Here is a 25,995-nt window from a genome sequence, read left to right on the forward strand (position 1 = left end):
GACCCGGTCGATGCGTCGTCCACGACGAAGCCTCTTACCCTTTCGATGCTTCGAGGACGACGCCAGGACGCCGCCGCTGGAGCGGGCGGTTCTCTTACGAAGCGCGCGTCAGGGAGGCGCGGGCGCCGGCTGGTGCGCCCTGAACACCGCATGCAGGCGCTCATAGACGTACTCGTGGTCTTCGGGCGCCGCCAGCTTGAGCGCCGCGCCCGCAAGATTGGACCAGACTTCCGCGCGCGAGGCCGCTGCCGAGGCCTGGTACAGCACGTCCAGTTGCCGGTCGATCTGGTCGACCATCGCATCGAGTTCCTGGCGCGATCTGAAGGCGGCGTTCGGCATGGCGGCGGGCTCCGTTCGAGGCCATCGCAACGTGCCAAACGCATCGTTACCCACGGGTTAAAACATCCGCGTCCACTGCATGCCTCTGGTTATCGCGACATGCCGCGTGGTCATCACGCGTGCGCGCATCGGATCGTGACCCGTGCACGTGCGGGCAGGCGTAAGCTGGCGGCATGGAATCCCTCGCGTCTCTGCTCGGCACGTCCCTTCCCCTCATCCAGGCGCCGATGGCCGGCGTGCAGGACGAAACGCTCGCCATCGCGGTCGCCCATGCCGGCGGCGTCGGCTCCCTCCCCTGCGCGATGCTGGACCCGGCGCAACTCGAGTCCGCACTGCGCGCCTTCGCGACTTTGCCGCGGCCGATCAACCTCAACTTCTTCTGCCACGCGATGGCCGAGCCGGATGCTGCCGATGGGCGACGCTGGCGCGATGCATTGATGCCGTACTACGCCGAGTACGGGGTCGAACCGCCCGCACCCTCGACAGCCGGCGCACGTCGTCCGCTCGATGCGGCGACCGTCGATTTGCTGGAGGCATTCCGGCCGCGGATCGTGAGCTTCCACTTCGGATTACCGGACGCGCCCCTGTTGGCGCGCATCAAGGGCTGGGGTGCCACCGTGCTGTCGTCGGCGACCACCGTGGAAGAAGGACGATGGCTGCAACGCCAAGGTGCGGACGCGGTGATCGCGCAGGGCATCGAGGCCGGCGGCCACCGCGGACATTTCCTCTCCGACGACCTGACCATCCAGCCCGGCACGCACGAACTGGTGGCCGCACTGTCGAAAGCGCTGGCCGTGCCGGTGATCGCGGCCGGCGGCGTCGGCGACCGCGCCGACGTGCGCGCCTTGCTGGCGGCTGGCGCCAGTGCGGTACAGGCCGGCACCGCCTATCTGCTGTGCCCGGAAGCCACGACCTCGGCCGTGCATCGGGCAGCCTTGCAGGAACCGGGGCGCGACGCCGCGGTGACCAACCTCTTCAGCGGTCGCCCGGCACGCGGCCTGGTGAACCGGCTGATGCGTGAGCTTGGTGCGCTGTCGGAGCTGCCGCCCACGTTTCCGTGGGCTTCGCAAGCCCTGGCACCGCTGCGGGCGGCGGCGGAAGCGCGCGGACGCGATGATTTCTCGCCGCTGTGGTCCGGCGCGCGTCCCGGTACGCAGGCGGGACGGGATGCCGCGCGGGTCACTCGGCAGCTGATGGGCGCCGGCTGACTCGCGGAGCCGCGGGCCCCTGCACCGTTTCCGCTTCCGTCGGGCGGCACGGCATCAGCGCCGACAACCACGTCTGCTGGGCCGGGACCGCCCCTGCATCCGATCGCCGCGATGACGCGTAACGTCAGTTTCAGGCGCTGGATGGGCACGACGTCGCGGCCATTCGGCGCGCACGCGCCCGACGGCGGGTCCGGCAGGTGGCATGGGACTTGCTTGAAAGGCCGGGATCAGACAAGGGGACATCGATGGGATCGCAACACCGCGGATGGCCGGCATGGACCGGACTGCTGGCGCTGGCGTTCACCCTGCTTCCCCGCGCGCAGGCCGCCGAGGTGCGCTTCGACGTGACCGGCGCCGGTGTGCCCGTTGCCGACGCTGTCATCAGCCTGCAGGACGGCACGTCCTCCTCGAGCCGCAACGCCACCGCGCGCATGGATCAGCAGCATTCCGCCTTCGTCCCTGCGGTGTTGCCGGTGCAGGCGGGCACGGTGGTGTCCTTTCCCAACCGCGACAACATCCAGCACCACGTCTATTCATTCTCGCAGCCGCGCCAGTTCCAGATTCCGCTGTACTCCGGCAACAAGGCCGCCCCGATCCGTTTCGAGAAGCCCGGCGTGGTGGTGGTTGGCTGCAACATCCATGACTGGATGATCGGCCACATCGTCGTGCTCGACACTCCCTACTTCGGCAAGACCGGCGCCGACGGCCGCCTGCGACTGGACGTGCCGCCCGGCCGCTACACCGTGCGCGTCTGGCATGTACGCGGTGCGGGCGCGCCGCTGCAGCGCACGCTGGTGGTACCAGCCGCGGGCACCTCGTCGTCGCTGCAGGTGTCGCTGGTGGCGGCCAAGGAGGAGGCGCGCGGCAGCGACAGGCTGCGCTCGCTGCAGGAGAAGTTCCGCCAGCTGAAGAGCACGACGCCTTGAAGCCACGCCGCTTCCAGACACGCGTCATCGCGGTGATGATCGCGGTGGTCGCAGCGGCGCAGCTGGCCACGTTCGCGGTGGTGACGTTGTCCACGCAGCGCGCGGTGTCGTCACGGCTGCAGCAGGAACTGGAGGTGGGCCAGCGCGTCTGGGAGCAGTTCCAGGAGAGCCGCTCCGAGCAGTTGCTCGCGTCGGCCTCGGTGCTGGCGGACGACTATGGCTTCCGCGCGGCGGTCGCCAGCGGCGACATCCCCACGCTTCGCTCCGCGCTGGACAATCATGGCACCCGCATCGGCGCGGACCTGGCCTGGCAGTTCTCGCCGGAGGGACGCTGGCAGGCCAGTGCCAACGACATGGCGCAGCCTTCGTCGGAGGTGGTGACCCGGCTCATGGCGCAGGCACGCGAGGACGGTATCGCCCTGCAGACCGTGGTCGCACGCGATGCGCTCTACCTGGTCGTGATGCTGCCGGTGATGGCGCCGGAACCGGTCGGCTGGCTCGCGGTGGGCCGCCGCTACGATGACGCCTTGGCGCGGCAGTTCCACCGCCTGACCGGCCTGGAGGCGGCCTTCGTCACCAACGGTGCGGCTACGACGCAAGTCCATGCGTCGACACTGCCGGTTGACGAGCGTGCCGCACTCAGCGCCGCCGCGACCGTCGGCGATGCCGCGCTGCGCGAGATCAACGTGGGCCAGTCCCACTATCTGTCGACCTCGCACCCGCTGGCGGGTGACGGCGATGCGCGCGTGGTGCTGCTCGATTCCTACGATCGCGCGTTCGCGCCCTACCGCACCTTGCGCTCACGCATCCTGATGCTCTCGGGCCTGGCCACCTTGCTGGCGGTCGTGATGGCGGTGGCACTGGGCCGCGGCATCAGCCGGCCGGTGTCGCGACTGGCGCAGGCCGCGCGCCGCATCCAGGCCGGCGACTACACCCAGGCCGCGGTCCCGGGTGGCAGTCGCGAGATGGAAGAACTCGCGGGCGCCTTCGACCGCATGCAGTCGGACATCGCCGCACGCGAGGAACGCATCCTCCATCAGGCCCACCACGACGGACTGACGGGTCTGCCCAATCGCAGCCATGCCTACAACCGGCTGCAGGCGGCGATCCAAGAGGGCGGCGACGTCGCGGTGCTGGTGATGGACATCAACCGCTTCAAGGAGATCAACGACACGCTGGGCCACGACTTCGGCGATCAGGTGCTGCGCGAAGTCGCGCGCCGCCTGCGCTCCATGCTGGATCCGGCGCACCTGGTCGCACGGCTGGGCGGCGATGAGTTCATGGTGTTGCTGGACGGTCTGTCCGGCGACGCCGCCTTGCGCCAGGCACAGGCGCTGTGGGAAGGGCTCAAGCAGCCACTGGATCTGCCGAGCACGCGGGTCAGTGTGGAGGGCAGCGTGGGCCTGGCCTGCCATCCCCGCCACGGCCACGATCCGGACACGTTGCTGCGGCGTGCCGATATAGCGCTGTACGACGCCAAGGCTGCGCACGGTGGCGTGGCGGTCTATGAGCCCGGTCGCGACGAACTGCACCTGCGGCAACTGCAATTGATGACCGACCTGCGCCAGGCCATCCGCGGCGGACAGTTGGAACTGAAGTTCCAGCCCAAGCTAGACGCAGCGAGTGCACGCGTGCAACACGTCGAGGCTCTGGTGCGTTGGCGGCATCCGACGCTGGGAATGGTGGCACCCGACGAATTCATCCCGCTGGCCGAGCGCTCAGGTTTCATCCATGAACTCACCCGCTTCGTGCTGGACCAGGCGCTGTCTTGCAACGCCGCCTGGCGATCCGACGGAATGGACTTGGGGCTGGCGGTGAACCTGTCGGCGATGGATCTGCTGGACGCCGATCTGCCCGACTACATCGAACAACGGCTGGCCCTGCATGGGGTGCCGGCCGCGCGTGTGATCCTGGAAGTCACCGAAAGCGCGCTGATGCAGGACATCGAATACGCGCTGCGCATGCTGCACCGGCTGAAGGGCTGCGGCGTGCGCCTGGCGATCGACGACTTCGGTACCGGCTATTCCTCGCTGGCGCAGCTCAAGCGCATGCCGGTTGACGAACTGAAGATCGACAAGAGCTTCGTCATGCAGTTGGAAGAAGGCAGCGACGATGCGGTGATCGTGCGCTCCACCATCGAACTGGGACACAACATGGGCTTGTCGGTGATCGCCGAGGGCGTGGAGAACGACCACGCGCTCGCGCTGCTGCGTCGTTACCGCTGCGACATGGTGCAGGGCTATCTGTTCAGTGCGCCGCTGGGCAGCGCCGACCTGATCGACTGGTGCCGCCGCCGCGCCCCGGCCACCGCCACCGCCACCGACGCGCTTTCGCTGGAATCCGACGCATGAACCTGCTTCGCCCTTGCCTCCTCCTCCTCACCGGTGCTGCGTCGTGGCTGTCCGCCGCGCCGGCCTCCGCCGGACAAGGCCGCTTGCTGGCGACCGGCGGCGCCACCCAGATCGAAGGTGCGGCCGGCGGCGGCATCGTGCCGTGGGCCGTGCTGTCCGGGTACGGCACCGACGAGCAGCATGGCGGCGCCGCCTTCTACACACGCGTCGACACCGGCGACTACGCCCTCGACGCCTACGGTGCGTCGTACACCTTCGGCAACCGGCTGGAAGTGTCGTTCGCCCGCCAGTCCTTCGACCTGGGTGAACTGCAGCGGCGCCTGTCGCTGCCATGGGACTCGCTGGACCAGGACGTGTACGGCGCCAAGCTGCGCATGACCGGCGACCTGGTCTACGGCCGGTCCCCGCAGATCAGCGTGGGCATGCAGCACAAGCGCCTGCGCGACGGCACGCTGCCGTTGGCAATCGGCGCGCGCGACGACAGCGGTACCGATGCCTACGTCAGCGCCAGCAAATTGTTCCTCGACGCCGCTGGCGGTTACCAGTTGCTGCTCAACGCGACCTTGCGTTCGAGCAACGCCAACCAAGCGGGACTGCTTGGCTTCGGCGGCGACCGGCGCGCGGACCGCACATGGCTATGGGAGGGATCGGCGGCCGTGCTGCTCGATCCTCGCTTCGCCGTGGGCGTGGAATACCGGCAGAAGCCCGACAACCTCGGCTTCGCCCGCGAAGACGATTGGCGCGACCTCTTCATCGCCTGGTTCCCGACCAAGCACGTCGCCGTCGTCGGTGCGTGGGCGGACCTGGGCAGCATCGCCACGCTGGACGACCAGCGCGGCGCCTATGTTTCCGTGCAATTGAGCTTCTGAGGTGACGGGCATGCGCATCGCGACCACCCTGCTGCTGGCCTGCCTGCTGTCGATCGCCGGCTGCGCGTCCACTCCTCCGGCGAAGGACGCGCTGTACGAGGGATTGGGCGGGCGCAGCGGCATCGAGGCACTGGTCGAGACCTTGCTGTTCCGCGTGTCGGACGATCCCCGCATTGCGCACCACTTCAAGGACGTCAACATCATCAACCTCAATGACAGGTTGGTGGAGTTCCTGTGCGTGCAAGCGGGCGGCCCATGCTCGTATGTCGGCAAGGAGATGGCCGAGGCACACAAGCACGTCAAGGTCGCCGAGGCCGACTTCAACGCGCTGGTCGAAGACCTGATGTGGGCCATGGACGAACAGGGTCTGCCGCGCACTACCCAGAACCAGCTGCTGCGGCGCCTGGCGGCACTCCAGCGCGAGGTGGTGCGTCGTGGACCCCCACCCGTGGAAGCCCCGCTGCAACCTCCGCACTGAAGACACACCCGCGTTTCATCCCCGTCAGGCCCGCTTTGGTCATGGCGACCGGCCTTTCGTCGCACCCCGCTGGTGGATGGTGCACGGGGTCGTCACCCTGTCCCTGACCACTGCCGTCCATGGGACCTGCTGATGAAAACCCTGTTCGCCCTGCTCGCCTGGTGCGTGCTGCTCGTCCTGTGCTGGCCACTTGCCCTGCTGGCGCTGGTCGCCTGGCCGTTCGTCTGGCTGCTGTCGCTGCCGTTCCGCCTGGTCGGCATCACCTTCTCGGCGCTGTTCGCCTTCCTGCACGCCGTGCTGATGCTGCCGGCGCGTCTGCTGGGCGGCCGCCCGCGGGCACCGCTGGTGTCGGCATGACCACCGCGCGTTGGCGCAGGGCGAGAACCGCCTTCTGCGGTCTGCTGGGTACCGCGCTGCTGTGCGGCGCGGTCGAGGCGACGGCGGCCGCCGAGCGCACGCCCGAGCAGCTGACCGAGGCCATCGCTGCGCTGGACACGGCCGTGTTCGACACGTTCAACACCTGCGCAGATCCGGCGCAGCTGACAAAGCACGCCGCCTACTTCGACGAGGCGGTGGAGTTCTACCACGACAACGGCGGCGTCACCTGGACGCGCGACGACATGATCGCCCGCACGCGCGAGTACGTCTGCGGCCGCTATCGACGCGAGCTGGTCCCCGGCACGCTGGAGGTCTTCCCAATCAAGGGTTTCGGCGCGATCTCGCAAGGAACGCACCGCTTCTGTGCGCTGCCGGAAAAGGACTGCGCGGGCGAAGCCGATTTCGTGATGGTCTGGCGCGAACGCGACAGCCAGTGGCAGGTGACCCGCGTGCTGAGCTACGCCCACCGGCCGGCGGCCCACGCGCCCTGAGCCCGACAGGACTTCGCACCCGCTTCACACACGCCCCGCCCTCGCTGCACGACGGTCGCCGATCCTCTGCCCTGCACCTCCCGCAGACACGGAACCATGGCGATGACCAGCGATACCTACTCCAACGCCATCGCGTGGATCCGCGTACTGCGCCCCTTCGCATGGGGCGGCGCCATGCTGTTGCTGCCCGCGCCCTGGGTGGCGATGCAGTTCACCCACGAGGTGGCCTGGACCGGCAGCGATTTCATCGTCTTCGGCGCGATGCTGCTGACCGCCTGCGTGGCCTTCGAGATGGCGACGCGTGTGGCGCGCGTGCCCAGCTACCTGCTGGCCAGCCTGATCGCGATCGGCGCGGCCTTCCTGCTGCTGTGGGCGAACCTGGCCGTCGGCATCGTCGACGAGCCCGAACATGCCGCCAACCTGCTCTTCCTCGGCGTACTGGCCGTCGGCGCCATCGGCAGCGGACTGGTCCGTCTGCAGGCACGCGGCATGGCCTGCGTGCTGGCGGCGATGGCGGTCGTCCAGATGGTGGCAGGCGGCATCGCCATGCGGATGGACACGCAGGAATCGCCTGCCTTCGTGCTGGCCTTCACCGGCCTGTACGTCGTGGCGTGGCTCTCGTCCGCCCTGCTGTTCCACAAGGCGGCGAAATCATGCCTCGCGGAGTGATCACCGCGGCTTCATGTGCCACAACGCATTGACGATGATCCAGCGGTCGCCGTAACGGCCCATGTGGAAATGGTCGACGAACCACGGCGTCTCGAGGCGCACGACGGCGGTCTCGGCGGTGACGTCGAGGATGCGGCAGCTGCGGTTCCACTGGTCCTTCGGCGTCTTCAGCGCGCCCTGCCGGGTCAGCGAAACCAGTTCGTCCTTCGACATGCGGCGCAGGCCGAGGCGTTCGTCCGGCGTATCGCCGATGACCGAGCGCTTGGCCAGGTCCGGGTGCAGCGCGCGCGCCACGCGGGCGGGGTCGCCTTCCAGCTGGCCGTCGACGTAGTCGAAGCAGGTCGCCTCGATCGCGGCCAGGGTGGTGGCGTCGGCCATGGGCACGGGTGCCGTGGCGGCGGTGGCCGCCATGACCAGGGACAGCAGGGACATCGGGATCTCCTTCGCGTGGAATGGCCTGGGGCACATCGCCCGTTCCCTGACACGGGAACGGGTGCACCGACGGGCCATGCTCTCCGCAGGCCGACGCACAGACACGTGCCGGAAGTCCGGCTGTCGCCTCACAGATGCCGCAGATAGGCCGGCGCGTGGTCCCAAACGTCGTGGCGGCCGTCTTCGTACTGCACGGGAACCGCAGCCAACTGCGCATCGTCCAGGCCGTCCAGGGTGGCGACGTTGACCGCATGGAACCAGCCGTTGAATGGTGCCATCGCCAGGTATCCCTTGCTGAAACCGCGCACGCCGCAGTGGCGGCAGAAGTAGTGGTGCACGTGGCCTTCGGGCCATCCGGAATCACGGGCGCGGTAATCCGACAGTGCCTCGGCGCCCTGCAGCAGGCGGAAACTGCCCTCCCCCAGCACGAAGGCCTTCCACATGCGGGTCTTCAGGCAGAAGCTGCAGTTGCAGCGTCGCGTGCCGGCGGTCAGGTCCAGGTCGCACTCGTAGCGCACGGCGCCGCAATGGCAGCTGCCGGTATGGGTCTGCATGGCACGCTCCTTTCATCCAGTCAGGGTCTGTCAGGACGACGAACCGGAGCGACGTGAATCGACACGCCCCGTCAGGGCAGCCAGACCTTCTCCAGGTCGCGGAAGCCCCACTTCTCCGGCGACTCCACGCCGACGATGCGTTCATGCTCGCCCGCGGTCGCTAGGTCGAGGTCGGTCATCAACACATGCTTGCGCAACCTGACCGAGTAGAACACGCGCACCCGCGGTGCCAGCAGCGTGGCGGGATTCTGTTCCACCACCACCGCAAGCCGCTCGCTGGAGAGTCGCACGAGCGCACCGATCGGGTAGATGCCGACGCTGCGCACGAACGATTTCATCAGCGTCTCGTCGAAATGGCCCTGCCAGCTGGCCATGCGTCGCAGCGATTCGGCCGGGTCCCAGCCCGTCTTGTAGGGCCGGTTGGAGGTGATGGCGTCGTAGACGTCGCAGATGGCGCTCATGCGGGTCAGCAGCGGCAGTTCGGCACCGGACAGACGCTGCGGATAGCCGGCGCCGTTGACCTTCTCGTGGTGGTGGCGGGCGATGTGCAGGATCGCCTCCTGGGTGATGCCGCCGTCGCGCAGCAGGCGTTCGCCATGCACGGGATGCTGACGGACGATGGCGAACTCGTTATCGGTCAGCTTGCCGGGCTTGTTGAGCACTTCCAGCGGCAGCATCGCCTTGCCCATGTCGTGCAGCAGGCCGCCCAGAGCGGCCTCCCGCACCTGGTCGTCCGGCAACTGCAGCTGCCGGGCGAGCATGGCCATCAGCGCGCCCACGGCGACCGAGTGCAGGTAGGTATAGCTGTCGGCGTCCTTCAGTCGCGCCACGCTGACCAGGGCGGTCGGGTGACGGTCGACCGAGCCGGTGATCTCATCGAGCAACGGCAGTACGTGGCCGGCGTCCACGCCCCGACCCAGCCGGACTTCCCGGAACATCGCCTCCACGGCGTCGCGGCCTTCATCGCAAATGCGGCGGGCGCGCGAGATCTCGGACGCCAGGCTGACGGTGCCGTCGGCCACGATCACCCGGCGACGGTCCGCATCCGCGCCCGTGTCCGACGAGGGCGTCGCGGCCGGCTCCGCGTGCACCGGTCCTGTCGCGTCCTGGGTCGGGACATCGACGTCGCCAGCCAGCTCGCTCCGGGACAGGTCCACCAGCACCTGCTCCACTCCGCTGTCCTGCAGTTCCGCGACGCGCTCGGCATCCAGCAGGAACGACGTGCGCCAGAACGGGTGCTGCATCCACGGGCCGAGCAGCTTGTGCACGTACATGCCGGGCCGGAGGTCGGCGACATCGACGGTCTGCAGCATGCACGGCTCCGGCAGGTGGAGGGTCCGATATGCTCACGCCCCAGTACCGGGTGCGGCGGGGCGACCCCGTCAGCCCCCGGATCGATATCGGCACCGGAGGCTCCATGCTGAAGACCTACCAGGGCAGCTGCCACTGCGGCGCCGTCCGTTTCGAGGCGGAGATCGACCTCACCCAGCCCACCTACCGCTGCAACTGCTCGATCTGCCGGCGCAACCGGTTCTGGCCGGCCATCGCCACGGCCGACCGGTTCCGCCTGCTGTCCGGGGACAGCGAGCTGACCGAGTACCGCTTCAACACCCTGCGCAACTCGCACCACTTCTGCCGCACCTGCGGGGTGCGCCCCTTCGGCATCGGCAACAACATGCCGGGTGAAGAGCGCATCTACGGCGTGAACCTGGGCTGCCTGGAGGACGTCCCGCCCGAAGAACTCGACGCCGCCCCGGTCGTCCATGTGGATGGCGCGCACGATCGCTGGCAGGAGGCACCCAGGTTCACGCGTTACCTGTAGCGGATGTCGAACAGACCGCTTACGCCGTTGCCACGGCACGACGGCCTTTTTGCTAGGCTGGCGACAACATCACTACCCAGCCGCGCGCAGGGACTTTCCGTGAGCATCCCGTCCGACTATCTGGAAACCGTTTTCAGCGATGCTTCCCCGAGTAGCCTGCCCCTGCGACCCCGTCCACAGGTGGAACTGTGCCGTCGTGGCGAGATCCGGGCAGAGAAGTTCCTGGACGCCGCCACCGAGGTGTTCGCGGAAAAGGGCTACCAGCACGCACGGCTGAGCGAGATCGTGGCGCGGGCAGGCGGATCGCTGGCGACCCTGTACCGCATCTTCGGCGACAAGGAAGGTCTGGCCTGCGCCATTCTCGAACGCCGCATGGACCTGCACATCCATGTGCTCAGCGACCTCAACCTCACCGAACTGTCGCCCGAGCAGGCGCTGCGCCGCGTGGCGATCCGCATGGCGCAACTGATGGCGGGCACCGACTCGCAGGTGGTCTATCGCATCGTGATCGGCGAAGGGCAGTCTTTCCCCGCCCTGCGCGACTGGTTCTTCGACCATGTGGTGGCCTCCATCCGTCGCACCCTCGAGGACTACCTCGAACAGCAGGTGGCGGCCGGTCGTCTGCAGCTGCCGTCGCCCAAGGCCGCGGCCGCGCAGTTCTACATGAGCCTGTTCGGCGACCAGGTGCTCCGCCTGGCTGCGGGCGGACCGCATCTGCCCGATGTCGACACGCTGGAGGCGCAGGCCCTCGCGGCCGTCGACGTGTTCCTCAAGGGTGCCCTGCCGCGCTGACGCCGGCCTTCACCCCTCCCTGTCGGGCGGCTTGCGAGCATGTCCGCCTCGTGACGGGACCGGGTGCGCATGGACCTGAAAAGTGGTTACCCCTTCTGGGCAGTCAGTAATGGCCTGATGCAGGCGTTCCCGCGCCTGGCCTCCGATCACCGGTGCGACGTCGCCGTGCTTGGCGGTGGCATCACCGGCGCGCTGATCGCCGATGAATTGGCCCGCCATGGCCTCGACGTGGCGGTGCTGGAACAGCGCGACATCGGCTGGGGCAGCACCGCCGCCAGCACGGCGCTGCTGCAGTACGAAATCGACACGCACCTGGTCGACCTGGCCAAGCGCCATGGCGAAGCCGATGCCGCCCTCGCCTACCGCGCCTGCGCCGAGGCCATCGACCAGTTGCAGGCGGTCGCGTCGGCATGGCGCGACGTCGGCTTCGCGCGCAACCGCAGCCTGTACTACGCCAGCCGACGCCGCGACGTGCGCACGCTGGAGGACGAGCATGCGGCGCGACGCCGGCACGGGCTGCAGGTCGAACTGCTTTCGTCGACGCGCGTGCGCGACGACTACGGCTTCGACGCGCCCGCCGCCCTGCTCAGCACGCAGGCGGCACGCGTGGACCCGTACCGCCTGACCCACCGCCTGTTGCAACGACTGCGGAAGCAGGGAGCATCGATCTTCGATCGCACCTGCGTCGTCGACATCGCGACCACGTCGCGCGGCGTGACCCTGCGCACCGATACCGGCCTCGCCGTGCGCGCCTCGCACCTGGTGCTTGCCGCCGGCTACGCAAGCCAGCACTGGCTGAAGCAGCGCGTCGCACGCAACCGCAGCAGTTACGCCGTCATCAGCGACCCGCTGCCCGAGGCGGACCTCGGCTTCCTCGCCGATACGCTGCTGTGGGAGACCGCCCGGCCCTACCTGTACGCACGCAGCACCTCCGACGGACGCCTGCTGCTTGGTGGCGAGGACGACGCCGTGGATATCCCCGCCAAACGCGATGCGCGTGTGCAGAAGAAGGCGCGTACCTTGCTGAAGCGGCTGGAGGAGCTGTTTCCCGGCATGGCGATCACACCGGCGTTCTCTTGGGCCGGCACGTTCGCCGAAACCGAAGACGGGCTGCCCTTCTTCGGCCCGCATCCGCAATGGGGGCCGCGCGTGCATTTCGCGATGGCCTACGGCGGCAACGGAATAACCTACAGCATGCTCGGCGCCGGGTTGCTGCGAGCGCTGATCGAACGGAAACGGCATCCGCTGTGGCCGCTGTTCTCGTTCGAGCGCCTGGAGCGCTGACGCTGCATTGACGGCATCGTCATGCAGTGCGCGCGACGCTGCGCTTCCCTATCCTCAGGAAGACAGCGTCATGCCACGCGGAGACAAGTCGGCCTATACCGACAAGCAGAAGCGGCAGGCCGAGCACATCGAAGAAAGCGAGCTGGATCAGGGTCGTTCACGCGAGGCCGCCGAACGCATCGCCTGGGCTACCGTCAACAAGCAGGATGGTGGCGGCAAGAAGTCCGGCGCCGGCCGCAAGACGGCGAAGAAGGCCACAAAGAAAGCAACCAGGAAAGCCACCGCCAAGAAGGCGGTAAAGGCAGCCACGAAGAAGGCCCCTGCCAAGAAGGCAGCAAAGACGCCGGCCACCCGCAAGACCACGAAGAAAGCGGCGAAGAAGACCTCACGCGACTGATGTCCCGCCCATTGAGAAGGCCCAGTCACGGCGGGATGTCTCCCGGGTGGCTGGGCCCTCCTTGCCGGGTCGCATCGAAGCGTATTCGGTGCGTTTTCCGGACGCGATCAGGTTACGCGCGACGGCGTCGGCAACAGGTGAAAAGACCGCGACCGTCCGTCGGTCAGCCGCCCGGCCACCACCCCTTGCCCGTCAGTGCGTAGCGATCCGCTGCGCGCTCGAACGGATTGCGTACGCTGACGCCACCGCACAGCAGGTAGACCGGCAGGAACAGTGGACCCAGCACCATGTACTGGTAGACGTGCGCGCGCTCGTGATCGCCCAGGCGGATGCGCGGATGTTGCGTCCGGCCTGCGCGATGCTCGTAGGTGATGCATTCGGACTCCAGCGTATCGCCGGTATGCAGGATGCTGTTGCCGAACGTGATGGCGCCGCCGGGTCCCCATGGCCAGCGATGGAAGACGATGGCGAAATCGCGACGGTTCCACTCAGCGCGCGCGCCGAACGCCATGCCGGCGGCACCGGCCAGCAGGCCGATCAGCGTGTTGGGCACCGCCCAGACGACACCGAGCACGCGCGCGATCCACAGTCCTGCCGACGCCATGGATCAATCCTGTTCGTTGGGCATCAGCAGCCAGAGGATCAGGTAGACCAGGATGCCGGGGAACGCGGCCGAGGCGATCGAGACGATGACGAAGATCACCCGCAGCAGCGTGGCGCTCCAGCCGTAGCGATGGGCGATGCCACCCATCACGCCGGCGATCATGCGGTCGTTCAGCGAGCGGGCGAACGGTTTGGACGTCGTGTTGTTCATCGCCGGCTGCTCCCCACGGTGGTCTGGGCCGAGTCTAGCGCGTCAGCGGACGGGCGCGCCTGAACCGCGCAGCGCGTCGAGCTTTGCCGCGAACCACGTAGCCGCCGGCTGCGCAGGCTGGCCCGGACAGCGCACCTGGTAGGCACGTCCGCTCATGCTGCTCTTGCTCGCCGCGCGCTCGATGAACTGTTCCGCGGTATCCACGAGATTCTTCTTCAGCAGGTAGTCGTACTTGCGCTGCAGGTGCTTGCGCGCCTCGTCACGGCCATGCCATGTCCCATTGCGCTGAAATTCGCACGACGACGCGGACAGCGCATCCATCAGGCCCTGGATCTCGCGTTTGGCCTGTGCGGACGGCGCGGCGTACGCCGCCCAAGGCAGCGTGACCAGCAACAGTACGGCAAGGCGACGCATCACCATCACCGCGCGCGCTGGCCCAACCAGTGATGGATCGCCGTCGGCACCTCGCGCTGCGCACGGCTGGACACATAGATACCGATATGGCCGCCCTTGAAACTCAACTCGGTGTAGTCGGACGTTCCCACGACATCCTTCAGTGCACGCGAGGCGTCCGGCGGCACCAGGTGATCCTGTTCGGCGTAGATGTTCAACACGGGCATGTCCACGAAACCGAGATCCACCGCTTCGCCGCCGATCTCGATGCCGCCCTTGATGAAACCGTTGCGCTGGTAGAACTGGGTGATGAACTGCTTGAACGCCTCGCCCGCCAGGTCCGGCGAGTCGAAGATCCACTTCTCCATGCGCAGGAAGTCCTCGATCGCCCGCTTGTCGTCGAGGATGTCCACCAGCCCCACGTACTTCTGCAGGTTCAAGCGGAACGGCTTCAGCATCAGGTAGCAGGCGTTCATCATGTCGGCGGGCACGTTGCCCAGCGCATCGACGAACAGGTCCACGTCCAGCTCGCGCGTCCAGTGCGAAAGCATGTTGTCCGGCGTGTGGAAATCCACCGGCGTGACCATCGTGATCAGGTTCTTGACCTTCTCCGGGTGCAGCGACGAATAGCACAGCGAGAATGCGCCGCCCTGGCAGATGCCCAGCACGTTGATCGCGTCGCGATTGCTGCTGTCGCGCAGGTGGTCCACCGCACCGTCGATGAAGCGGTTGATGTAGTCGTCGAGTTCGAGGAAGCGGTCGGAGCGGTCCGGATAGCCCCAGTCGATGACGTAGACGTCCTCGCCCTGCGCCAGCAGGCCCTTCACCAGCGAGCGGTCGTGCTGCAGGTCCACCATGTACGGCCGGTTGACCAGCGCATAGACGATCAGCAGCGGAACTTTCGCCGTGGGCGCCTTCTCGCCGATGAAGCGGTACAGCACGACCTTGCCGTCACGCCAGACTTCCTGCTTCTGGGTGGCGCCGTAGTGGACGTCCTCGACCTCCGGCAGCGTGTGCAGGCCGGCGGAGAGTTTCTGCGTCAGCGTGGCGGCTTCCTGCACCAGCGTCTCGGCGCTGAAATTGAGCGGCCCGTTCATTTGCCCTTACCCCGCTTGGTCTTCTTGCCCGCGCCCGGCGCTTCGGCGGCGGCGCCACGCGTGGCGTTGCGCGCCACCCAGTCCTTCATCGAGACGACCGAGGTCGGTTTGGCGATGGGCGCGGCAGCTTTCTTCGGCGCTTTCGGGGCCGCCGCTTTGGCCACCGTCTTGGCGGTGGGCTTCTTGCCCTTGGCCGGCTTGCGCGCGACCCGTTTGGTCGCTGCAGGCACGCGTTCCTGCTTGGTGGCGGCCGGCGCTGCGGCGGCTACTGCGCGTCGCACACGCTTCTTGGCTGCCGTCTTCTTGACCGCTACGCGCTTCTTCGGCGCAGCTTTCGGCGCCGGTGCGGGCTTGCGACGGGCAGGCGGACGCTTCTTCGCCGCCTTCGGCTTCGCCGATACAGGTGCGGGCGGCGGCGCTTCAGCGACGACCGGTGCTTCCACCGGCGCGGCGGCGCGAGCCGCCGGCGCGCGACGGGCGGGCATCGCCTGCGCGCGCGTCAGCTTGCGCAGCGCACGCTCCAGTTCGACGATCTTGCGATGGGCGGAATCGACTTCGGTCCGCGTCGGCATGCCGAACTGCGTGCAGACCTGTTCGACTTCGCGCTGCACACCCAGGCGCAGGCGCGCCTGCGCATTGGCCAGGCCACCGTAGGCGTGGCGGAAGTCGTTCGACATGGCGACCTGCGCGTACGCCTCTTCCGCGGCGTCGATCCACAGGTCGAACAGCGCGCGCGCGTTCTGCAACTGGCGACCAGGTTCGGTGTGCTCTTCCAGCTTGCGCTCGAAGCGTACGAACGCGTCCTGCGCCACCTGCAGCATCAACTGATCGTATTCGCCGACCTGCCGCTGGTAGTCCTGATAGGCCTGCAGCAGATGCTGCCAGCGTTCCTGGTGCTCCCGCGACAGACCGAAGGTCGGCAGGTGCGTCCAGCGATCGCCATCGCGCTGCAGGTTCTCCAGCCAGGGGCGCATCTGCTGGATCCAGCCGTCGAGTCCGTGCGCGCCGCCCTGCATGCTGCGGAAGATGTCGGCGAACGGGTTGTGGGCGGCCGTAGGTTCGGCCATGCCGAGCGCCGAGCGCCAGGCACGGCCGATATCGGTGGCATCGTGATCGCGGCCAGTGAACTGCCCGGCGACCTGCTGCATCTGCCCGAACCACTGGCTGGCCTGTCGCTGGAAGCGGCCAACGGCCTCGTCGACCTGCGGCTGACCGCCGGGCACCAGCTTCGACCACCAGTCGACCGTCTGCTGCCAGCCCGGCGCGGCGCCAGGCATGGACATCGTCGGCGTCGCGCCGGCCTGCCGCAGGGCATCGCCCCACAGGCTCCAGTACTGCTGGGCCACCGACTCGAAATCGCCCGGCCACGGTGGAACGGAATTTGCCATGTACCCTCCCTTTCCCGACCGATTCTAGCCGCGGCCGGCGGCGCGTGCATGACGCGCCTTCACCTCACGGTCAAGGCTTGGGAATGCGCAACGTCTTGCTGATCATCAACGTGCCGGACACCGCGAACAGCAGCACCAGCGGATGCAGCAGCCAGGGTCCCAGCTTCAGCGATCCAAGCCACAGGTCCGGCCCCACGTGGCCCAGGTAGGCCGCAATCGCCAGCAGCACCACCAGCAGCAGGCTGGTCGGGATCGGCGTGCCCTCGAAATACTTCACCTTGTCGCCGCCGTCGGCCAGCGACTCGGCGGTGACGTTGTAGCGCGCCAGGCGACTGACGCCGCAGGCGACGAAATACGACAGCACCAGCCAGTCCCAGCCGCCCTGCATGCCGCAGGCGTAGGCCAGCGCGGCGGGCGCGACGCCGAAGGAGATGACATCGGCCAGCGAATCGAGCTCGCGCCCGAGGACGGAGGCCTGGTTGCGCCAGCGCGCGACGCGACCGTCGAGCGCATCGAAGATGAAGGCCAGCGGGATCAGCGCCATGCCGATCATCAGGTCGCGCAGGATGCCTTCCTGCAGGAAGCGCATCGACGCGAAGATGGCGCCTGTGCCGCAGAAGGCGTTGCCCAGCGTGAACCAGTCGGCTAGCTGGAAGTCGCGGATCATCGAAAAGTGTCGGGACATGGTGGCATGAATGTCGGGCCAGTCCCAAGAGTAAGGCCAAGTGGGTGAAGGCGTCGCGGCGTATTGCTGTCCCCTCTCCCCGCTGGCGGGGAGAGGGTGCCGAAGGCGGGTGAGGGGCGAACGGAGACCGGATAGACCGACGCACGCGGTCAACCCGCACCCTGCCCCTCATCCGCCCTCCGGGCACCTTCTCCCCGCGCGCGGGGAGAAGGCTCACTCAACGAGGAATCGCCAACTGGCTCGCTTCCACGCTACCCGCACCCCGCGGCTGCGCGCTGATCAACGCATTGGCCGGCAGCTCGCGGCTGCCATCCAGCGTGGCATCGACCTGGTCGAGCGCGGCGTAGACGTAGGGCAGCAGCGGCACGTAACGCGCACCATAGACCGGCAAGGCAAGGAACCCATCGAAATGCTGCGCATGGCGCACCTGCCAGTAGCGCACGTCGGGATTGGCCGCACGCGCGGCTTCCACGTAGGGCGCGCTGGAGAAGGCCGGCGGCACCAGCCCGTCATCCAGGCCATGGATCACCACGACCGGACGGCGGGTTTTCGGGAAGCGGGCGGCGGTCTGTGCGATGCCGGCCTGCACGCGACGCGCATCGTCGCTGCTGCCGCCCTGCAAGGCACGCAGGCACTGCAGTCCGGGCAGGGTGAAGTCCGGCGCTGCCAGCTTCGTGTCGACGATGCCGACACCTGCACCCGGCGGGATGCCACTGCCCTCGGACCACCAAGCGGCCCGCTCGGTGGCGGTAGCCGCACGTGCGGAGAAGTCGGCGTTCTGCGCGGAGAACGCGAAGCCGCAGGGATGCTCACCCACGCCGTAACGCCCGTAGGCGGACGCATACGTCACCGCGACCGCGCGCCACAGGTCGAAGCCCGCGCTCAGCGCACCAGCCACCAGCGCTTCATCGGTCCAGCCGTTCGCCTTCAGCTGCGCGCGCGCCGACGCGGCCTGTGCCTTCGCATCCGCGCCCGTGACGAGCCCGGCCGCCTTCAGCGTCGCGCAGCGCGCCGTCCACAGCGGTTCGACCTGTGCGCGCAGCGGCGGTTGCGGCAGCGTCTCCGCCGGCAGGTCCAGCAATGCGCACGGCATCAGCAATGCGGCTTCGGTCGTGTAGTCGTACAGCGAACGCGCGCCCGGCGCGTCGGCCGCGTAGATGTTCGGTTCACCGGCGACCACCGCATCCAGCCAGCCGCCCTCCTCCTCGCTGGCGCGCAGCACGGCGCCACCGCCGTTGGAGATGCCGACCGCGATGACGCGCGTATTGTCGAACCGGAACGGCGCCGCTTGCGGGAAGGCCTGATCCAGCGAGGCCAGCGCGAATTCCGCCGCCTGCTTCACGTGGCGGCCCCAATCGGCCTCCGGGTTGTCCTTGGAATGCGCGTGCTTGAACGCTACGCCGCTGGCGCCAACCGGTGCGTCGGGCGCGAAGGCCAGCGCATCGGTCCCGAGTGCGCCGATCGTGCCGTCCTCGCGCACGCCGCGCTGTTCGGTCAGGTCGAAGTAGTCCGTGCCTGCGCCCTTGTCGGTGTAGGCGACGGCGCAGCCCTTCGGCAACGCCCACGGCGCGGCGACCGCGATGGCGCCATAGACGCCGCGCGAGCCCGACGAGGCGGTGACGACGACGCAGCGCTTGGCCGCATCGAAGTTGTCCGGTACCTGCACCAGCACGCGGTGCGGCTGTTTCGCGCCGGCGACCGTCGCCAGGGCCGAATACTCACGGCCGGGCACGCTTCCCACGTTGCCGTACGCCTGCCCGTAGCCGCCGGTCAGCGAGAGGTCGGCGATGCCGCGCCAGTTCGCCCAGATTGCGCGGCGACGCAGTTCGGCCGGCGTCGGATGGGCGGGATCGGCGAACGCGGGCGCCGCCATCGCGCGCAATCCGTCCAGGCCGAGGCCGGCGGTGAGCAGGTCATCGCCGCCACGGTGTTCGGTAACGCGCTGGGGCTGGATCATGTGGGCCACCGCTTCGGGCTTGGGCGGCGTGCTGCTGCAGGCGGCAAGTGCCGCGCCGAGCAGGAGGCCGCAGGAAATGCGCGTCGTCGCGTTCATGCGTGGAAAGCGTCCAGGGTTCCGGTCAGTGCCACGAAACTACCCTCCGGGGAAAGCGCCGTCATCGTACTTTGGTACCACGAACCGCGCGCGCCTGCCTGCTACGCTAGCCGCGACACGCAGGAGTGCCCCCATGCAGCCCACCCATACCCTTCTCATCACCGGCGCAGCCAGCGGCATCGGCGCCGGCATCGCCGCGCAGCTGGCCGAAGCCGGCCGCCACGTGATCGTCAGCGACCTCAACCTCGACGCCGCCGAAGCCGTGGCGACGCAGATCCGCAGCGAAGGCGGTTCCGCCGAGGCGGTCGCGCTGGACGTCACCTCGCAGGAAAGCATCGACGCCGCCCTGGCGACGATCTCCCGCCCCATCGACGTGCTGGTCAACAACGCCGGCCTGCAGCATGTGTCGCCGCTCGAGGACTTCCCGATCGAGAAATGGGATTTCCTGGTGCAGGTGATGCTGGTCGGCGTGGCCCGCCTGACCCGCGCGGTGCTGCCCGGCATGCGCGAACGCGGCTTCGGCCGCATCGTCAATATCGGCAGCATCCACGCGCTGGTGGCCAGCCCGTACAAGAGCGCCTACGTGGCCGCCAAGCATGGCCTGGTCGGCTTCTCCAAGGTGCTGGCGCTGGAAACGGCGGACACCGACATCACCATCAACACGGTCTGCCCCAGCTACGTGAAGACACCGCTGGTCGACAAGCAGATCGCCGACCAGGCCCGTACACGCGGCATCTCCGAAGCCGACGTGGTCAGCCAGGTGATGCTGAAGCCGATGCCGAAGGGCGTCTTCATCGGCCTGGATGAACTGGCCGGCATCACCGCGTTCCTCACCTCGCCCGCCGCACGCAACATCACCGGCCAGACGATCGTGGTGGACGGCGGCTGGACGGTGCAGTAAGCGATACCGCATGCCCAACCTGCTGATCGCCGACGACCACCCGCTGTTCCGTGCCGCCCTGCGCGGTGCGGCGGCCGATGCCGTCGCGCAACTGTCGGTGCGCGAAGCGGAGTCGCTGGACGGCGTCATCGCCACGCTGGAAGCGCACGACGACATCGACCTGGTACTGCTCGACCTGCACATGCCCGGCAACCATGGGCTCGCGGGCCTGGCGGCGATCCGTGCGCAGTTCCCGGCGGTCGCGGTGGTGGTGGTGTCCGCCAACGACGATCCGCGCGTGGTCCGCCGCGCGCTGGACCATGGCGCGGCCGGCTATCTGCCGAAGAGTTCCGGGCTGGATGAACTGCGCGACGCCATCCGCAGCGTGCTCGCCTGCGAGCAATGGCTGCCGGCATCGCTGCGTGGCGCGGTAGCGCGCTCGCAGTCCTCCGAACACGACACCGAGCTGGCGGGCCGCCTGGCCAGCCTGTCGCCGCAGCAGTTCCGCGTACTGACCCTGGTGGCGCAGGGCCTGTTGAACAAGCAGATCGCCGATCGCCTGGACGTACAGGAACGCACGGTCAAGGCCCACCTCTCCGCGATCTTCGACCGCCTGGGTGTGCGCAACCGCACCCAGGCCGGCGTGGTGCTGCGCGAACTGGAACTGGCAGATCCGGCGCGGCAGATCGAGGGCTGAGGTTCCACGTATCCACGCAGGATGCCGGGACGTCGTGGAACGCATGCGTGGATCAGTGATGTCACGCCGCGGTCATTTTTTCGCCACCCGTCTTGACAGCATTGCGCCACAACGCGTGCCGACGCTTATCCACATGTTCGTCGACAGATCATCCACACCCGGTGTGGACAACCTCGACACCGGCCCGTCATGCACTGGTCAAATTTTCGCCACACATCTTGACAGGCCTGCGGCGCAAGGCGCCGACGCGGTTATCCACACGGTTTCCCCAGCGTCATTCCACAGGGGATGTGGAAAAGTCGTGTCGTGGAACACGCACCTGCCTCTGTAGGAGCGACGTGAGTCGCGACCGCAGACCGGAACTGCCTTGATCTGTCGATAGCGGAGAGCCACAAGACTATCGTCGTCTCGCCCCTGACTCATCCACGGTGCATTGCCCGTCGCCCATTCCGGTCGCGACTCACGTCGCTCCTACAGAGGAAGCATGCAAACGGACAACTTCAGATCCGCGAGTAGTCCCAGGAGACCATGCGGCCGTCGCGGTACGGCATGACGCCGTGGAAGCCGCGCGGGTCGTCGTCGAATACCAGCGGCAGGAAGTGGCGGTCGCCGTCCCACAACGGCAGCTCCATGATCTTCTCCACCGGCACCCATTCCAGCGTGCCCTCGGGGTTGGTCTCGAACGGCGTGCCGCTGTACGCGGTGATGACGAAGACAAAGCCCAGCCAGTCCTCGCCGTTCTTGCCGAAGCCCGGCCAGCTGATCGTGCCGCGCAGCGTCAGCGCATCGCAGTCGATGCCGGCCTCCTCCAGGATCTCCCGACGCATGCCGGCCACGACGTCCTCGTCGCGCTCGATCTTGCCGCCCAGGCCGTTGTACTTGCCCAGATGCTGATCATCCGGACGCGCATTGCGATGGATCAGCAGGACCTGCGAACGGTCGGGCGACAGCACGTAACCGAGCGTGGCGACGATGGGGGTGTAAGGCATGCGAGGGTTCCGGAATGCAGGCGCGCATTCTAGCCTTGGCGGTCGTGGGAGCGGCGTAAGTCGCGATCGCCCGCCGGCACACCCGGGATCGCGACTTACGTCGCTCCCCCACCGGAGACCCGCGCCGCCAGCAACCGGTCGAGCACCGACTTCAGCGCCAGCGGTCGCACCGGTTTGGCCAGCAGCGGCAGATCGGCGTCGCGGACCGCACGACGCACCGCATCGGTCTGGTCGGCGGTGAGGATCAGGCAGGGACGCGAACCGTGCGAAGCGCGCAGCCGTTCGGCCAGCACGACACCCGTGTCGCCGTCGTCCAGGTGGTAATCGAACAACCACAGGTCCGCCGCCTGGCCACGCAACGCAGCATCCGCCGCTACACCATCGCCGGCCGTCGCGACACGACAGCCCCACCCTTCCAGCACCTGCCGCAACGCGGACAACGCGACCGGATCATTGTCGACAGCCAGCACATGCCGACCCGCGAGTCCGGGCTTGCCGACCATCGCCGGTACCGGTGCGGGCGTCGCGACCCGCGTCAGGTCGACCGCGAAGACGGCACCGCGCCCCACTCGGCTGCGCAGCGACAACGGTGCCGCCAGCAAGGCGGCGATGCGGTCGGCGATCGACAGCCCCAATCCCAGGCCCTGCCCCGGCACATCGTCACCACGCCGGAACTCTTCGAAGATCCGCCGCTGGTCCGCTTCGGCGATGCCCGGACCGGTGTCCCACACCTCCACGCGCACCCTCGCACCGACCCGGCGCACGCCCAGCAGCACGCCGCCGCGCCCCGTGTAGCGCACGGCGTTGGCGAGAAAGTTCTGCAGGATGCGGCGCAGCAGCTGCGGATCGGTGTGCACCCAAGCGCGTGTCGGCACGATGTCGAACGACAGGCCGCGCTCATGCGCCAGTACGCGGAACTCCGATGCCAGCGGCTCAAGCACCTCCATCAGGGGAAGGTCGCGCGGCTCCGGCACCAGCCCGCCCGCCTCCAGTCGCGACATGTCGAGCAGGCCGGTCAGCAGGTCGGTGGTGGAATCCAGCGCACCGCGCACCTGCAGCGCGGTCTCGCGCTGGTGCGTTTCCGGCAGCTGTTGCGATAGCGCATCGGTGAACAACTGCGCCGCATGCAATGGTTGCAGCAGGTCATGGCCGATCGCGGTCAGGAAACGGCTCTTCGCATCGTTCGCGTGTTCGGCCTCGCGCTTTGCGGTTTCCAGCAACGTGGTGCGCTCGGCGACGCGCTGTTCCAGCGTTTCGTTGGCCTGCTTCAGCGCCCGCTCGGCCTGGCGCGACGCGGTCACGTCGGTGTACGTGGCCACGAAACCGCCACCCGGCATCGGATTGCCGCGGATCTCGACGATGCTGCCGTCCGGGAACACACGCTCGGTCAGGTGCGGCGTGCCGGCACGCATGAACGCCAGCCGCCGCTCCAGTGCGCGTTCGTCGTCGCCCCGCTGCGGCATGCGCTGCAGCGCCCAGCGGGTCAGGTCGGCGATCGGCCGGCCCACCTGCAGCACGTCGGGCGGGAACCCGAACATCTGCGCATAGCGCCGGTTCCAGGCCACCAGCCGTTGTTCACGGTCGATCACGCTGATGCCCTGGCTCATGTTCTGCAGCGCGGCCTCCAGCACCTGCTGGTTGAAGCGCAGGTCCTGCGACGCCTCGCCGACGATCGCGGCCACCGTTTCCAGGTCGCCGCTCTCCCGGCGCGCAGCGTCGAGCAGCAGCCGTGCGGACGCCGAGCCCAGCACGGCGGCCAGTTCGCGCTCGAGCCGTGCCTCGATCAATGCCGGTACCGGACCGCTGCGGGGCGCATCGACCAGCAGCTCCTCCACCCGCTCACGCGGCAGGAAGCGTCGCCCGGCATCCCGCAGCGTCCTGGCGTCGAAGCCGCGGCTGTCGGCGCGTCGCGGCGCCGAACCGCGCCAGCCCATGACCACGAACGTCACCGCGGTGCCGAGGAACAGGCTGACGCCGACAGCACGGCCGAGCCGGCTCCAGCCGGTCAATCCGAAGAAGCCATCGGGTGCCAGTCCGGCAATGCCGAACGGACCGTGCGCCAGCCACGCCGGCGCAACGCCGCGCGCATCCATCGTCACCGGCAGCAACAGCAGCCAGACCCACACCGCGAAGCCGGCGACGATGCCGGCGATCACCGCCCGAGGCGGCGTCTGCGGGCGCCAGATGGCGAAACCCAGTGCGGGTGCCAGCGTGGCCAGTGCCGAGAACGACACCGCCCCCACGTCGGCCAGCGCGTCGTTGCCTGCGACCAGCCGGCTGTACGCCCACGCCAGCAACATCACCGCGACGATGCCGACGCGGCGTTGCATCAGCACGGCGCCACGCAGGTCGCCACCGCGGCCTCGCAGCCAGCCGCCGCGCAGCAGGCCAGGCGCCAGCCAGTGGTTGCCGATCATCAGGCTCAGTGTCAGCGTGCTGACCACCACCATGCCGGTGGCCGCGCTCAGGCCGCCGAGGAAGGCCAGCAACGCCAGCCCCTGGTGGCCTTGCGACAGCGGCAGCGCCAGCACGTAGAGATCGGACGGCACGGCATCGCCGAACATCGCACCGCCGGCACGCGCCAGCGGCAGCAGCGGCGCAGCCATCAGCACCATGTACAACGGGAACAGCCAGCGCGCGGTGCGTACATGGCGTTCGTCGCGGCATTCGACGACGCCCACGTGCACCTGATGCGGCAGCGTGAACATCGCCAGCACACCCAGCGCGACCAGCGGCAGGAAACCGTAGGTCGTGGACGCCGGCGCCGACACCGCAGGCACCGACGGCAGGTCCGGCAGTCCGAACCAGACGAACAGGCCCAATGCCAGCATCGCCGCCAGCTTGAACAGCGACTCGAACGCCATCGCCAGGATCAGCCCGCGGTTGTGTTCCACCGCACTGGCGCGCCGCGTGCCGAACAGCATGGCGAACACCGCCATCGCCAGCGCCACGTACAGCGCGCTGTCCTGCCAGGCCGGCAGCGCTTCGTTGCCAGGCGATCGCGTCAGCAGCGCGAAGCTCATCGCCACCGCCTTCAGCTGCAGCGCGATGTAGGGAATCAGACCGAGTGCGGCGACCAGCGTCACCGCTGCGGCCAGCCAGCCGTCCTTGCCCAGCCGCGTGGCGATCAGATCGGCCAACGAGGTGGCGTTCGACTCGCGCGCCATCCGCACCAGCCGGACCAGCAGGAACGCGCCGAACACGTACAGCAGGATGGTGCCGACGAAGGTCGGCGGCAGCGGCCAGCCGTAGCGTGCGGCCTGGGTCACCGTGCCGAAGAAGGTCCACGAGGTGCAGTACACCGCCAGCGACAGCGCGTAGATGTACGGCCATTGCACCGCCAGCACGCGCGGGCGGCGCTCGGCGTAGAGCGCGGATCCGAACAGCACGCCCAGCCAGAGCAGGGCCGCCAGTACTACTACACCGATGCTCAGCATGCCGCCTCGAACGCTCCCTTACGCCCCCTCCCGATACTACCGCGACGCCGGCCGATCCCCACGCCGCGCGCATGGCCTGGCCGTTGCGCTGCGGGCGGGCCGTTGACCCTCATGACGGACGCCGCGCCACCCCGTCCCGGGGGTGGCGGCGCTCCGTCATCGCCGGGCCACAGGGGGTGCCCACACAAGGTCGAACAAGGAGATTGCCATGCGTACCCGAACGTTCCTGCGCGCCACCGCGCTTGCCTTCGCAATGCTTACCGCGTCCTCGCCCGCCTGGGCCACGCGCACCAGTACCGCCCTTGCGATCTGCGTCTCCCGCGGCGCGGACTGCAGCATCGCCAACAAGGGCAACGACTACGAGATCTGCGTCAACAACACCGACGGCAAACAGTGCGTCAGCTGCCCCAATCTGACCCAGGACAAGCAGGAGTGCTCCGTCGCCCGGACCGGCAAGGACACGCCGCCGCCGACCACCGGCGTGGCCGGCCTGCTCACCGAGGAGTACGTGAAGGCGCCGCGCAAACCCGAGCGTCCGCGCAAACCCTGACGCCCGGAAACGCCGACGCGGC

At 68.3% G+C, this 25,995-nt stretch carries 27 protein-coding genes and 1 pseudogene; 15 read left to right on the plus strand and 13 right to left on the minus strand.

The window, feature by feature from the left end:
* Positions 1 to 108 precede the first annotated feature (108 nt).
* Positions 109 to 339, minus strand: coding sequence for a hypothetical protein (locus tag IB230_RS03920; RefSeq protein ID WP_192268921.1), 231 nt, complete (start codon positions 337 to 339; stop codon positions 109 to 111).
* Between the two features lie 173 nt (positions 340 to 512).
* Here IB230_RS03920 and IB230_RS03925 point away from each other — a divergent pair, with 173 nt between their 5' ends.
* From IB230_RS03925 to IB230_RS03960, 8 genes are all read left to right on the plus strand, one after another.
* Entirely contained in the window at positions 513 to 1,547 is a 1,035-nt protein-coding gene (locus tag IB230_RS03925; protein ID WP_192268923.1) for a nitronate monooxygenase, read from the plus strand.
* Between the two features lie 245 nt (positions 1,548 to 1,792).
* A complete protein-coding gene (locus IB230_RS03930; protein ID WP_192268925.1) occupies positions 1,793 to 2,473 on the plus strand; it encodes a methylamine utilization protein in 681 nt (226 codons plus the stop codon).
* 35 nt (positions 2,474 to 2,508) lie between these two features.
* The gene (locus IB230_RS03935; RefSeq protein WP_192271263.1) at positions 2,509 to 4,824 is read left to right on the plus strand and encodes an EAL domain-containing protein; all 2,316 of its coding nucleotides are present in this window, start codon (positions 2,509 to 2,511) and stop codon (positions 4,822 to 4,824) included.
* Positions 4,821 to 5,693, plus strand: coding sequence for a DUF3034 family protein (locus IB230_RS03940; RefSeq protein ID WP_192268927.1), 873 nt, complete (start codon positions 4,821 to 4,823; stop codon positions 5,691 to 5,693). The genes IB230_RS03935 and IB230_RS03940 overlap by 4 nt, the downstream gene beginning before the upstream one ends.
* A gap of 10 nt (positions 5,694 to 5,703) precedes the next feature.
* Positions 5,704 to 6,171: a group 1 truncated hemoglobin gene (locus IB230_RS03945; protein ID WP_192268929.1), complete on the plus strand. Its 468-nt coding sequence runs from the start codon at positions 5,704 to 5,706 to the stop codon at positions 6,169 to 6,171.
* A 132-nt stretch (positions 6,172 to 6,303) separates the two neighbouring features.
* A complete protein-coding gene (locus IB230_RS03950; RefSeq protein WP_192268931.1) occupies positions 6,304 to 6,528 on the plus strand; it encodes a hypothetical protein in 225 nt (74 codons plus the stop codon).
* A complete protein-coding gene (locus IB230_RS03955; RefSeq protein ID WP_192268933.1) occupies positions 6,525 to 7,040 on the plus strand; it encodes a nuclear transport factor 2 family protein in 516 nt (171 codons plus the stop codon). Before IB230_RS03950 ends, IB230_RS03955 begins: the two co-directional genes overlap by 4 nt.
* 102 nt (positions 7,041 to 7,142) lie before the next feature.
* Positions 7,143 to 7,709, plus strand: coding sequence for a hypothetical protein (locus tag IB230_RS03960; protein ID WP_192268935.1), 567 nt, complete (start codon positions 7,143 to 7,145; stop codon positions 7,707 to 7,709).
* Here the strand turns inward: IB230_RS03960 and IB230_RS03965 are convergent, their stop codons facing one another.
* The 3 genes from IB230_RS03965 to IB230_RS03975 form a co-directional block, all read right to left on the minus strand.
* Positions 7,710 to 8,141 carry a nuclear transport factor 2 family protein gene (locus IB230_RS03965; RefSeq protein ID WP_192268937.1) on the minus strand — a complete coding sequence of 144 codons (432 nt, stop codon included), beginning with the start codon at positions 8,139 to 8,141 and terminating at the stop codon, positions 7,710 to 7,712.
* A gap of 128 nt (positions 8,142 to 8,269) precedes the next feature.
* On the minus strand, positions 8,270 to 8,695 hold the full coding sequence (locus IB230_RS03970; RefSeq protein ID WP_192268938.1) for a GFA family protein: 426 nt from the start codon (positions 8,693 to 8,695) through the stop codon (positions 8,270 to 8,272).
* Positions 8,696 to 8,766: 71 nt separating this feature from the next.
* Positions 8,767 to 10,008: an HD-GYP domain-containing protein gene (locus IB230_RS03975; RefSeq protein ID WP_192268940.1), complete on the minus strand. Its 1,242-nt coding sequence runs from the start codon at positions 10,006 to 10,008 to the stop codon at positions 8,767 to 8,769.
* Positions 10,009 to 10,112: 104 nt separating this feature from the next.
* Between IB230_RS03975 and IB230_RS03980 the strand changes: the two genes are divergently transcribed.
* The 4 genes and pseudogenes from IB230_RS03980 to IB230_RS03995 all read left to right on the plus strand — a co-directional run.
* Positions 10,113 to 10,517 (plus strand): GFA family protein, encoded by a 405-nt coding sequence (locus IB230_RS03980; RefSeq protein WP_192268942.1) that lies wholly within the window; start codon positions 10,113 to 10,115, stop codon positions 10,515 to 10,517.
* Positions 10,518 to 10,616: 99 nt separating this feature from the next.
* On the plus strand, positions 10,617 to 11,309 hold the full coding sequence (locus IB230_RS03985; RefSeq protein WP_343227251.1) for a TetR/AcrR family transcriptional regulator: 693 nt from the start codon (positions 10,617 to 10,619) through the stop codon (positions 11,307 to 11,309).
* Positions 11,310 to 11,378: 69 nt separating this feature from the next.
* A complete protein-coding gene (locus IB230_RS03990) occupies positions 11,379 to 12,593 on the plus strand; it encodes an FAD-dependent oxidoreductase (RefSeq protein WP_192268946.1) in 1,215 nt (404 codons plus the stop codon).
* Positions 12,594 to 12,663: 70 nt separating this feature from the next.
* Positions 12,664 to 12,981, plus strand: a pseudogene (locus tag IB230_RS03995) (HupB); the annotation flags it as partial.
* Between the two features lie 172 nt (positions 12,982 to 13,153).
* Here the strand turns inward: IB230_RS03995 and IB230_RS04000 are convergent.
* From IB230_RS04000 to IB230_RS04030, 7 genes are all read right to left on the minus strand, one after another.
* Positions 13,154 to 13,594 carry a hypothetical protein gene (locus IB230_RS04000; protein WP_192268950.1) on the minus strand — a complete coding sequence of 147 codons (441 nt, stop codon included), beginning with the start codon at positions 13,592 to 13,594 and terminating at the stop codon, positions 13,154 to 13,156.
* Positions 13,595 to 13,597: 3 nt separating this feature from the next.
* Entirely contained in the window at positions 13,598 to 13,804 is a 207-nt protein-coding gene (locus IB230_RS04005) for a PspC domain-containing protein (protein WP_192268951.1), read from the minus strand.
* 42 nt (positions 13,805 to 13,846) lie between these two features.
* On the minus strand, positions 13,847 to 14,224 hold the full coding sequence (locus IB230_RS04010) for a DUF5329 domain-containing protein (protein WP_192268953.1): 378 nt from the start codon (positions 14,222 to 14,224) through the stop codon (positions 13,847 to 13,849).
* Positions 14,224 to 15,294 carry a class III poly(R)-hydroxyalkanoic acid synthase subunit PhaC gene (locus IB230_RS04015; protein ID WP_192268955.1) on the minus strand — a complete coding sequence of 357 codons (1,071 nt, stop codon included), beginning with the start codon at positions 15,292 to 15,294 and terminating at the stop codon, positions 14,224 to 14,226. The genes IB230_RS04010 and IB230_RS04015 overlap by 1 nt, the downstream gene beginning before the upstream one ends.
* Positions 15,291 to 16,682, minus strand: a complete 1,392-nt coding sequence (phaE, locus tag IB230_RS04020) for a class III poly(R)-hydroxyalkanoic acid synthase subunit PhaE (protein ID WP_192268957.1) — start codon at positions 16,680 to 16,682, stop codon at positions 15,291 to 15,293. The genes IB230_RS04015 and phaE overlap by 4 nt, the downstream gene beginning before the upstream one ends.
* Positions 16,683 to 16,752: 70 nt before the next feature.
* Positions 16,753 to 17,367, minus strand: coding sequence for a CDP-diacylglycerol--serine O-phosphatidyltransferase (pssA, locus tag IB230_RS04025; protein ID WP_192268959.1), 615 nt, complete (start codon positions 17,365 to 17,367; stop codon positions 16,753 to 16,755).
* Between the two features lie 217 nt (positions 17,368 to 17,584).
* Entirely contained in the window at positions 17,585 to 19,420 is a 1,836-nt protein-coding gene (locus IB230_RS04030; protein ID WP_192268961.1) for a 3-hydroxybutyrate oligomer hydrolase family protein, read from the minus strand.
* Positions 19,421 to 19,553: 133 nt separating this feature from the next.
* On the opposite strand from IB230_RS04030, the gene IB230_RS04035 reads away from it, so the two are divergent.
* Both IB230_RS04035 and IB230_RS04040 read left to right on the plus strand, forming a co-directional pair.
* Positions 19,554 to 20,321: a 3-hydroxybutyrate dehydrogenase gene (locus IB230_RS04035; protein WP_192268963.1), complete on the plus strand. Its 768-nt coding sequence runs from the start codon at positions 19,554 to 19,556 to the stop codon at positions 20,319 to 20,321.
* Between the two features lie 10 nt (positions 20,322 to 20,331).
* Positions 20,332 to 20,997: a response regulator transcription factor gene (locus tag IB230_RS04040; protein WP_192268965.1), complete on the plus strand. Its 666-nt coding sequence runs from the start codon at positions 20,332 to 20,334 to the stop codon at positions 20,995 to 20,997.
* A gap of 500 nt (positions 20,998 to 21,497) precedes the next feature.
* Here the strand turns inward: IB230_RS04040 and IB230_RS04045 are convergent, their stop codons facing one another.
* Entirely contained in the window at positions 21,498 to 21,986 is a 489-nt protein-coding gene (locus tag IB230_RS04045; protein ID WP_192268966.1) for an 8-oxo-dGTP diphosphatase, read from the minus strand.
* Positions 21,987 to 22,081: 95 nt separating this feature from the next.
* Positions 22,082 to 25,423: a PAS-domain containing protein gene (locus tag IB230_RS04050; RefSeq protein ID WP_192268968.1), complete on the minus strand. Its 3,342-nt coding sequence runs from the start codon at positions 25,421 to 25,423 to the stop codon at positions 22,082 to 22,084.
* 208 nt (positions 25,424 to 25,631) lie between these two features.
* On the opposite strand from IB230_RS04050, the gene IB230_RS04055 reads away from it, so the two are divergent.
* Positions 25,632 to 25,973: a hypothetical protein gene (locus IB230_RS04055; protein WP_192268970.1), complete on the plus strand. Its 342-nt coding sequence runs from the start codon at positions 25,632 to 25,634 to the stop codon at positions 25,971 to 25,973.
* The last annotated feature ends 22 nt before the right edge of the window (positions 25,974 to 25,995 follow it).

Source organism: Pseudoxanthomonas sp. PXM01 (assembly GCF_014851815.1).
Lineage (GTDB): Bacteria > Pseudomonadota > Gammaproteobacteria > Xanthomonadales > Xanthomonadaceae > Pseudoxanthomonas_A.

Coding starts and splice junctions, on each gene's coding strand:
- IB230_RS03920 (WP_192268921.1), bottom strand. CDS start 339: ATGCCGAACGCCGCCTTCAGATCGCGCCAGGAACTCGATGCGATGGTC.
- IB230_RS03925 (WP_192268923.1), top strand. CDS start 513: ATGGAATCCCTCGCGTCTCTGCTCGGCACGTCCCTTCCCCTCATCCAG.
- IB230_RS03930 (WP_192268925.1), top strand. CDS start 1,793: ATGGGATCGCAACACCGCGGATGGCCGGCATGGACCGGACTGCTGGCG.
- IB230_RS03935 (WP_192271263.1), top strand. CDS start 2,509: ATGATCGCGGTGGTCGCAGCGGCGCAGCTGGCCACGTTCGCGGTGGTG.
- IB230_RS03940 (WP_192268927.1), top strand. CDS start 4,821: ATGAACCTGCTTCGCCCTTGCCTCCTCCTCCTCACCGGTGCTGCGTCG.
- IB230_RS03945 (WP_192268929.1), top strand. CDS start 5,704: ATGCGCATCGCGACCACCCTGCTGCTGGCCTGCCTGCTGTCGATCGCC.
- IB230_RS03950 (WP_192268931.1), top strand. CDS start 6,304: ATGAAAACCCTGTTCGCCCTGCTCGCCTGGTGCGTGCTGCTCGTCCTG.
- IB230_RS03955 (WP_192268933.1), top strand. CDS start 6,525: ATGACCACCGCGCGTTGGCGCAGGGCGAGAACCGCCTTCTGCGGTCTG.
- IB230_RS03960 (WP_192268935.1), top strand. CDS start 7,143: ATGACCAGCGATACCTACTCCAACGCCATCGCGTGGATCCGCGTACTG.
- IB230_RS03965 (WP_192268937.1), bottom strand. CDS start 8,141: ATGTCCCTGCTGTCCCTGGTCATGGCGGCCACCGCCGCCACGGCACCC.
- IB230_RS03970 (WP_192268938.1), bottom strand. CDS start 8,695: ATGCAGACCCATACCGGCAGCTGCCATTGCGGCGCCGTGCGCTACGAG.
- IB230_RS03975 (WP_192268940.1), bottom strand. CDS start 10,008: ATGCTGCAGACCGTCGATGTCGCCGACCTCCGGCCCGGCATGTACGTG.
- IB230_RS03980 (WP_192268942.1), top strand. CDS start 10,113: ATGCTGAAGACCTACCAGGGCAGCTGCCACTGCGGCGCCGTCCGTTTC.
- IB230_RS03990 (WP_192268946.1), top strand. CDS start 11,379: ATGGACCTGAAAAGTGGTTACCCCTTCTGGGCAGTCAGTAATGGCCTG.
- IB230_RS04000 (WP_192268950.1), bottom strand. CDS start 13,594: ATGGCGTCGGCAGGACTGTGGATCGCGCGCGTGCTCGGTGTCGTCTGG.
- IB230_RS04005 (WP_192268951.1), bottom strand. CDS start 13,804: ATGAACAACACGACGTCCAAACCGTTCGCCCGCTCGCTGAACGACCGC.
- IB230_RS04010 (WP_192268953.1), bottom strand. CDS start 14,224: ATGGTGATGCGTCGCCTTGCCGTACTGTTGCTGGTCACGCTGCCTTGG.
- IB230_RS04015 (WP_192268955.1), bottom strand. CDS start 15,294: ATGAACGGGCCGCTCAATTTCAGCGCCGAGACGCTGGTGCAGGAAGCC.
- phaE (WP_192268957.1), bottom strand. CDS start 16,682: ATGGCAAATTCCGTTCCACCGTGGCCGGGCGATTTCGAGTCGGTGGCC.
- pssA (WP_192268959.1), bottom strand. CDS start 17,367: ATGTCCCGACACTTTTCGATGATCCGCGACTTCCAGCTAGCCGACTGG.
- IB230_RS04030 (WP_192268961.1), bottom strand. CDS start 19,420: ATGAACGCGACGACGCGCATTTCCTGCGGCCTCCTGCTCGGCGCGGCA.
- IB230_RS04035 (WP_192268963.1), top strand. CDS start 19,554: ATGCAGCCCACCCATACCCTTCTCATCACCGGCGCAGCCAGCGGCATC.
- IB230_RS04040 (WP_192268965.1), top strand. CDS start 20,332: ATGCCCAACCTGCTGATCGCCGACGACCACCCGCTGTTCCGTGCCGCC.
- IB230_RS04045 (WP_192268966.1), bottom strand. CDS start 21,986: ATGCCTTACACCCCCATCGTCGCCACGCTCGGTTACGTGCTGTCGCCC.
- IB230_RS04050 (WP_192268968.1), bottom strand. CDS start 25,423: ATGCTGAGCATCGGTGTAGTAGTACTGGCGGCCCTGCTCTGGCTGGGC.
- IB230_RS04055 (WP_192268970.1), top strand. CDS start 25,632: ATGCGTACCCGAACGTTCCTGCGCGCCACCGCGCTTGCCTTCGCAATG.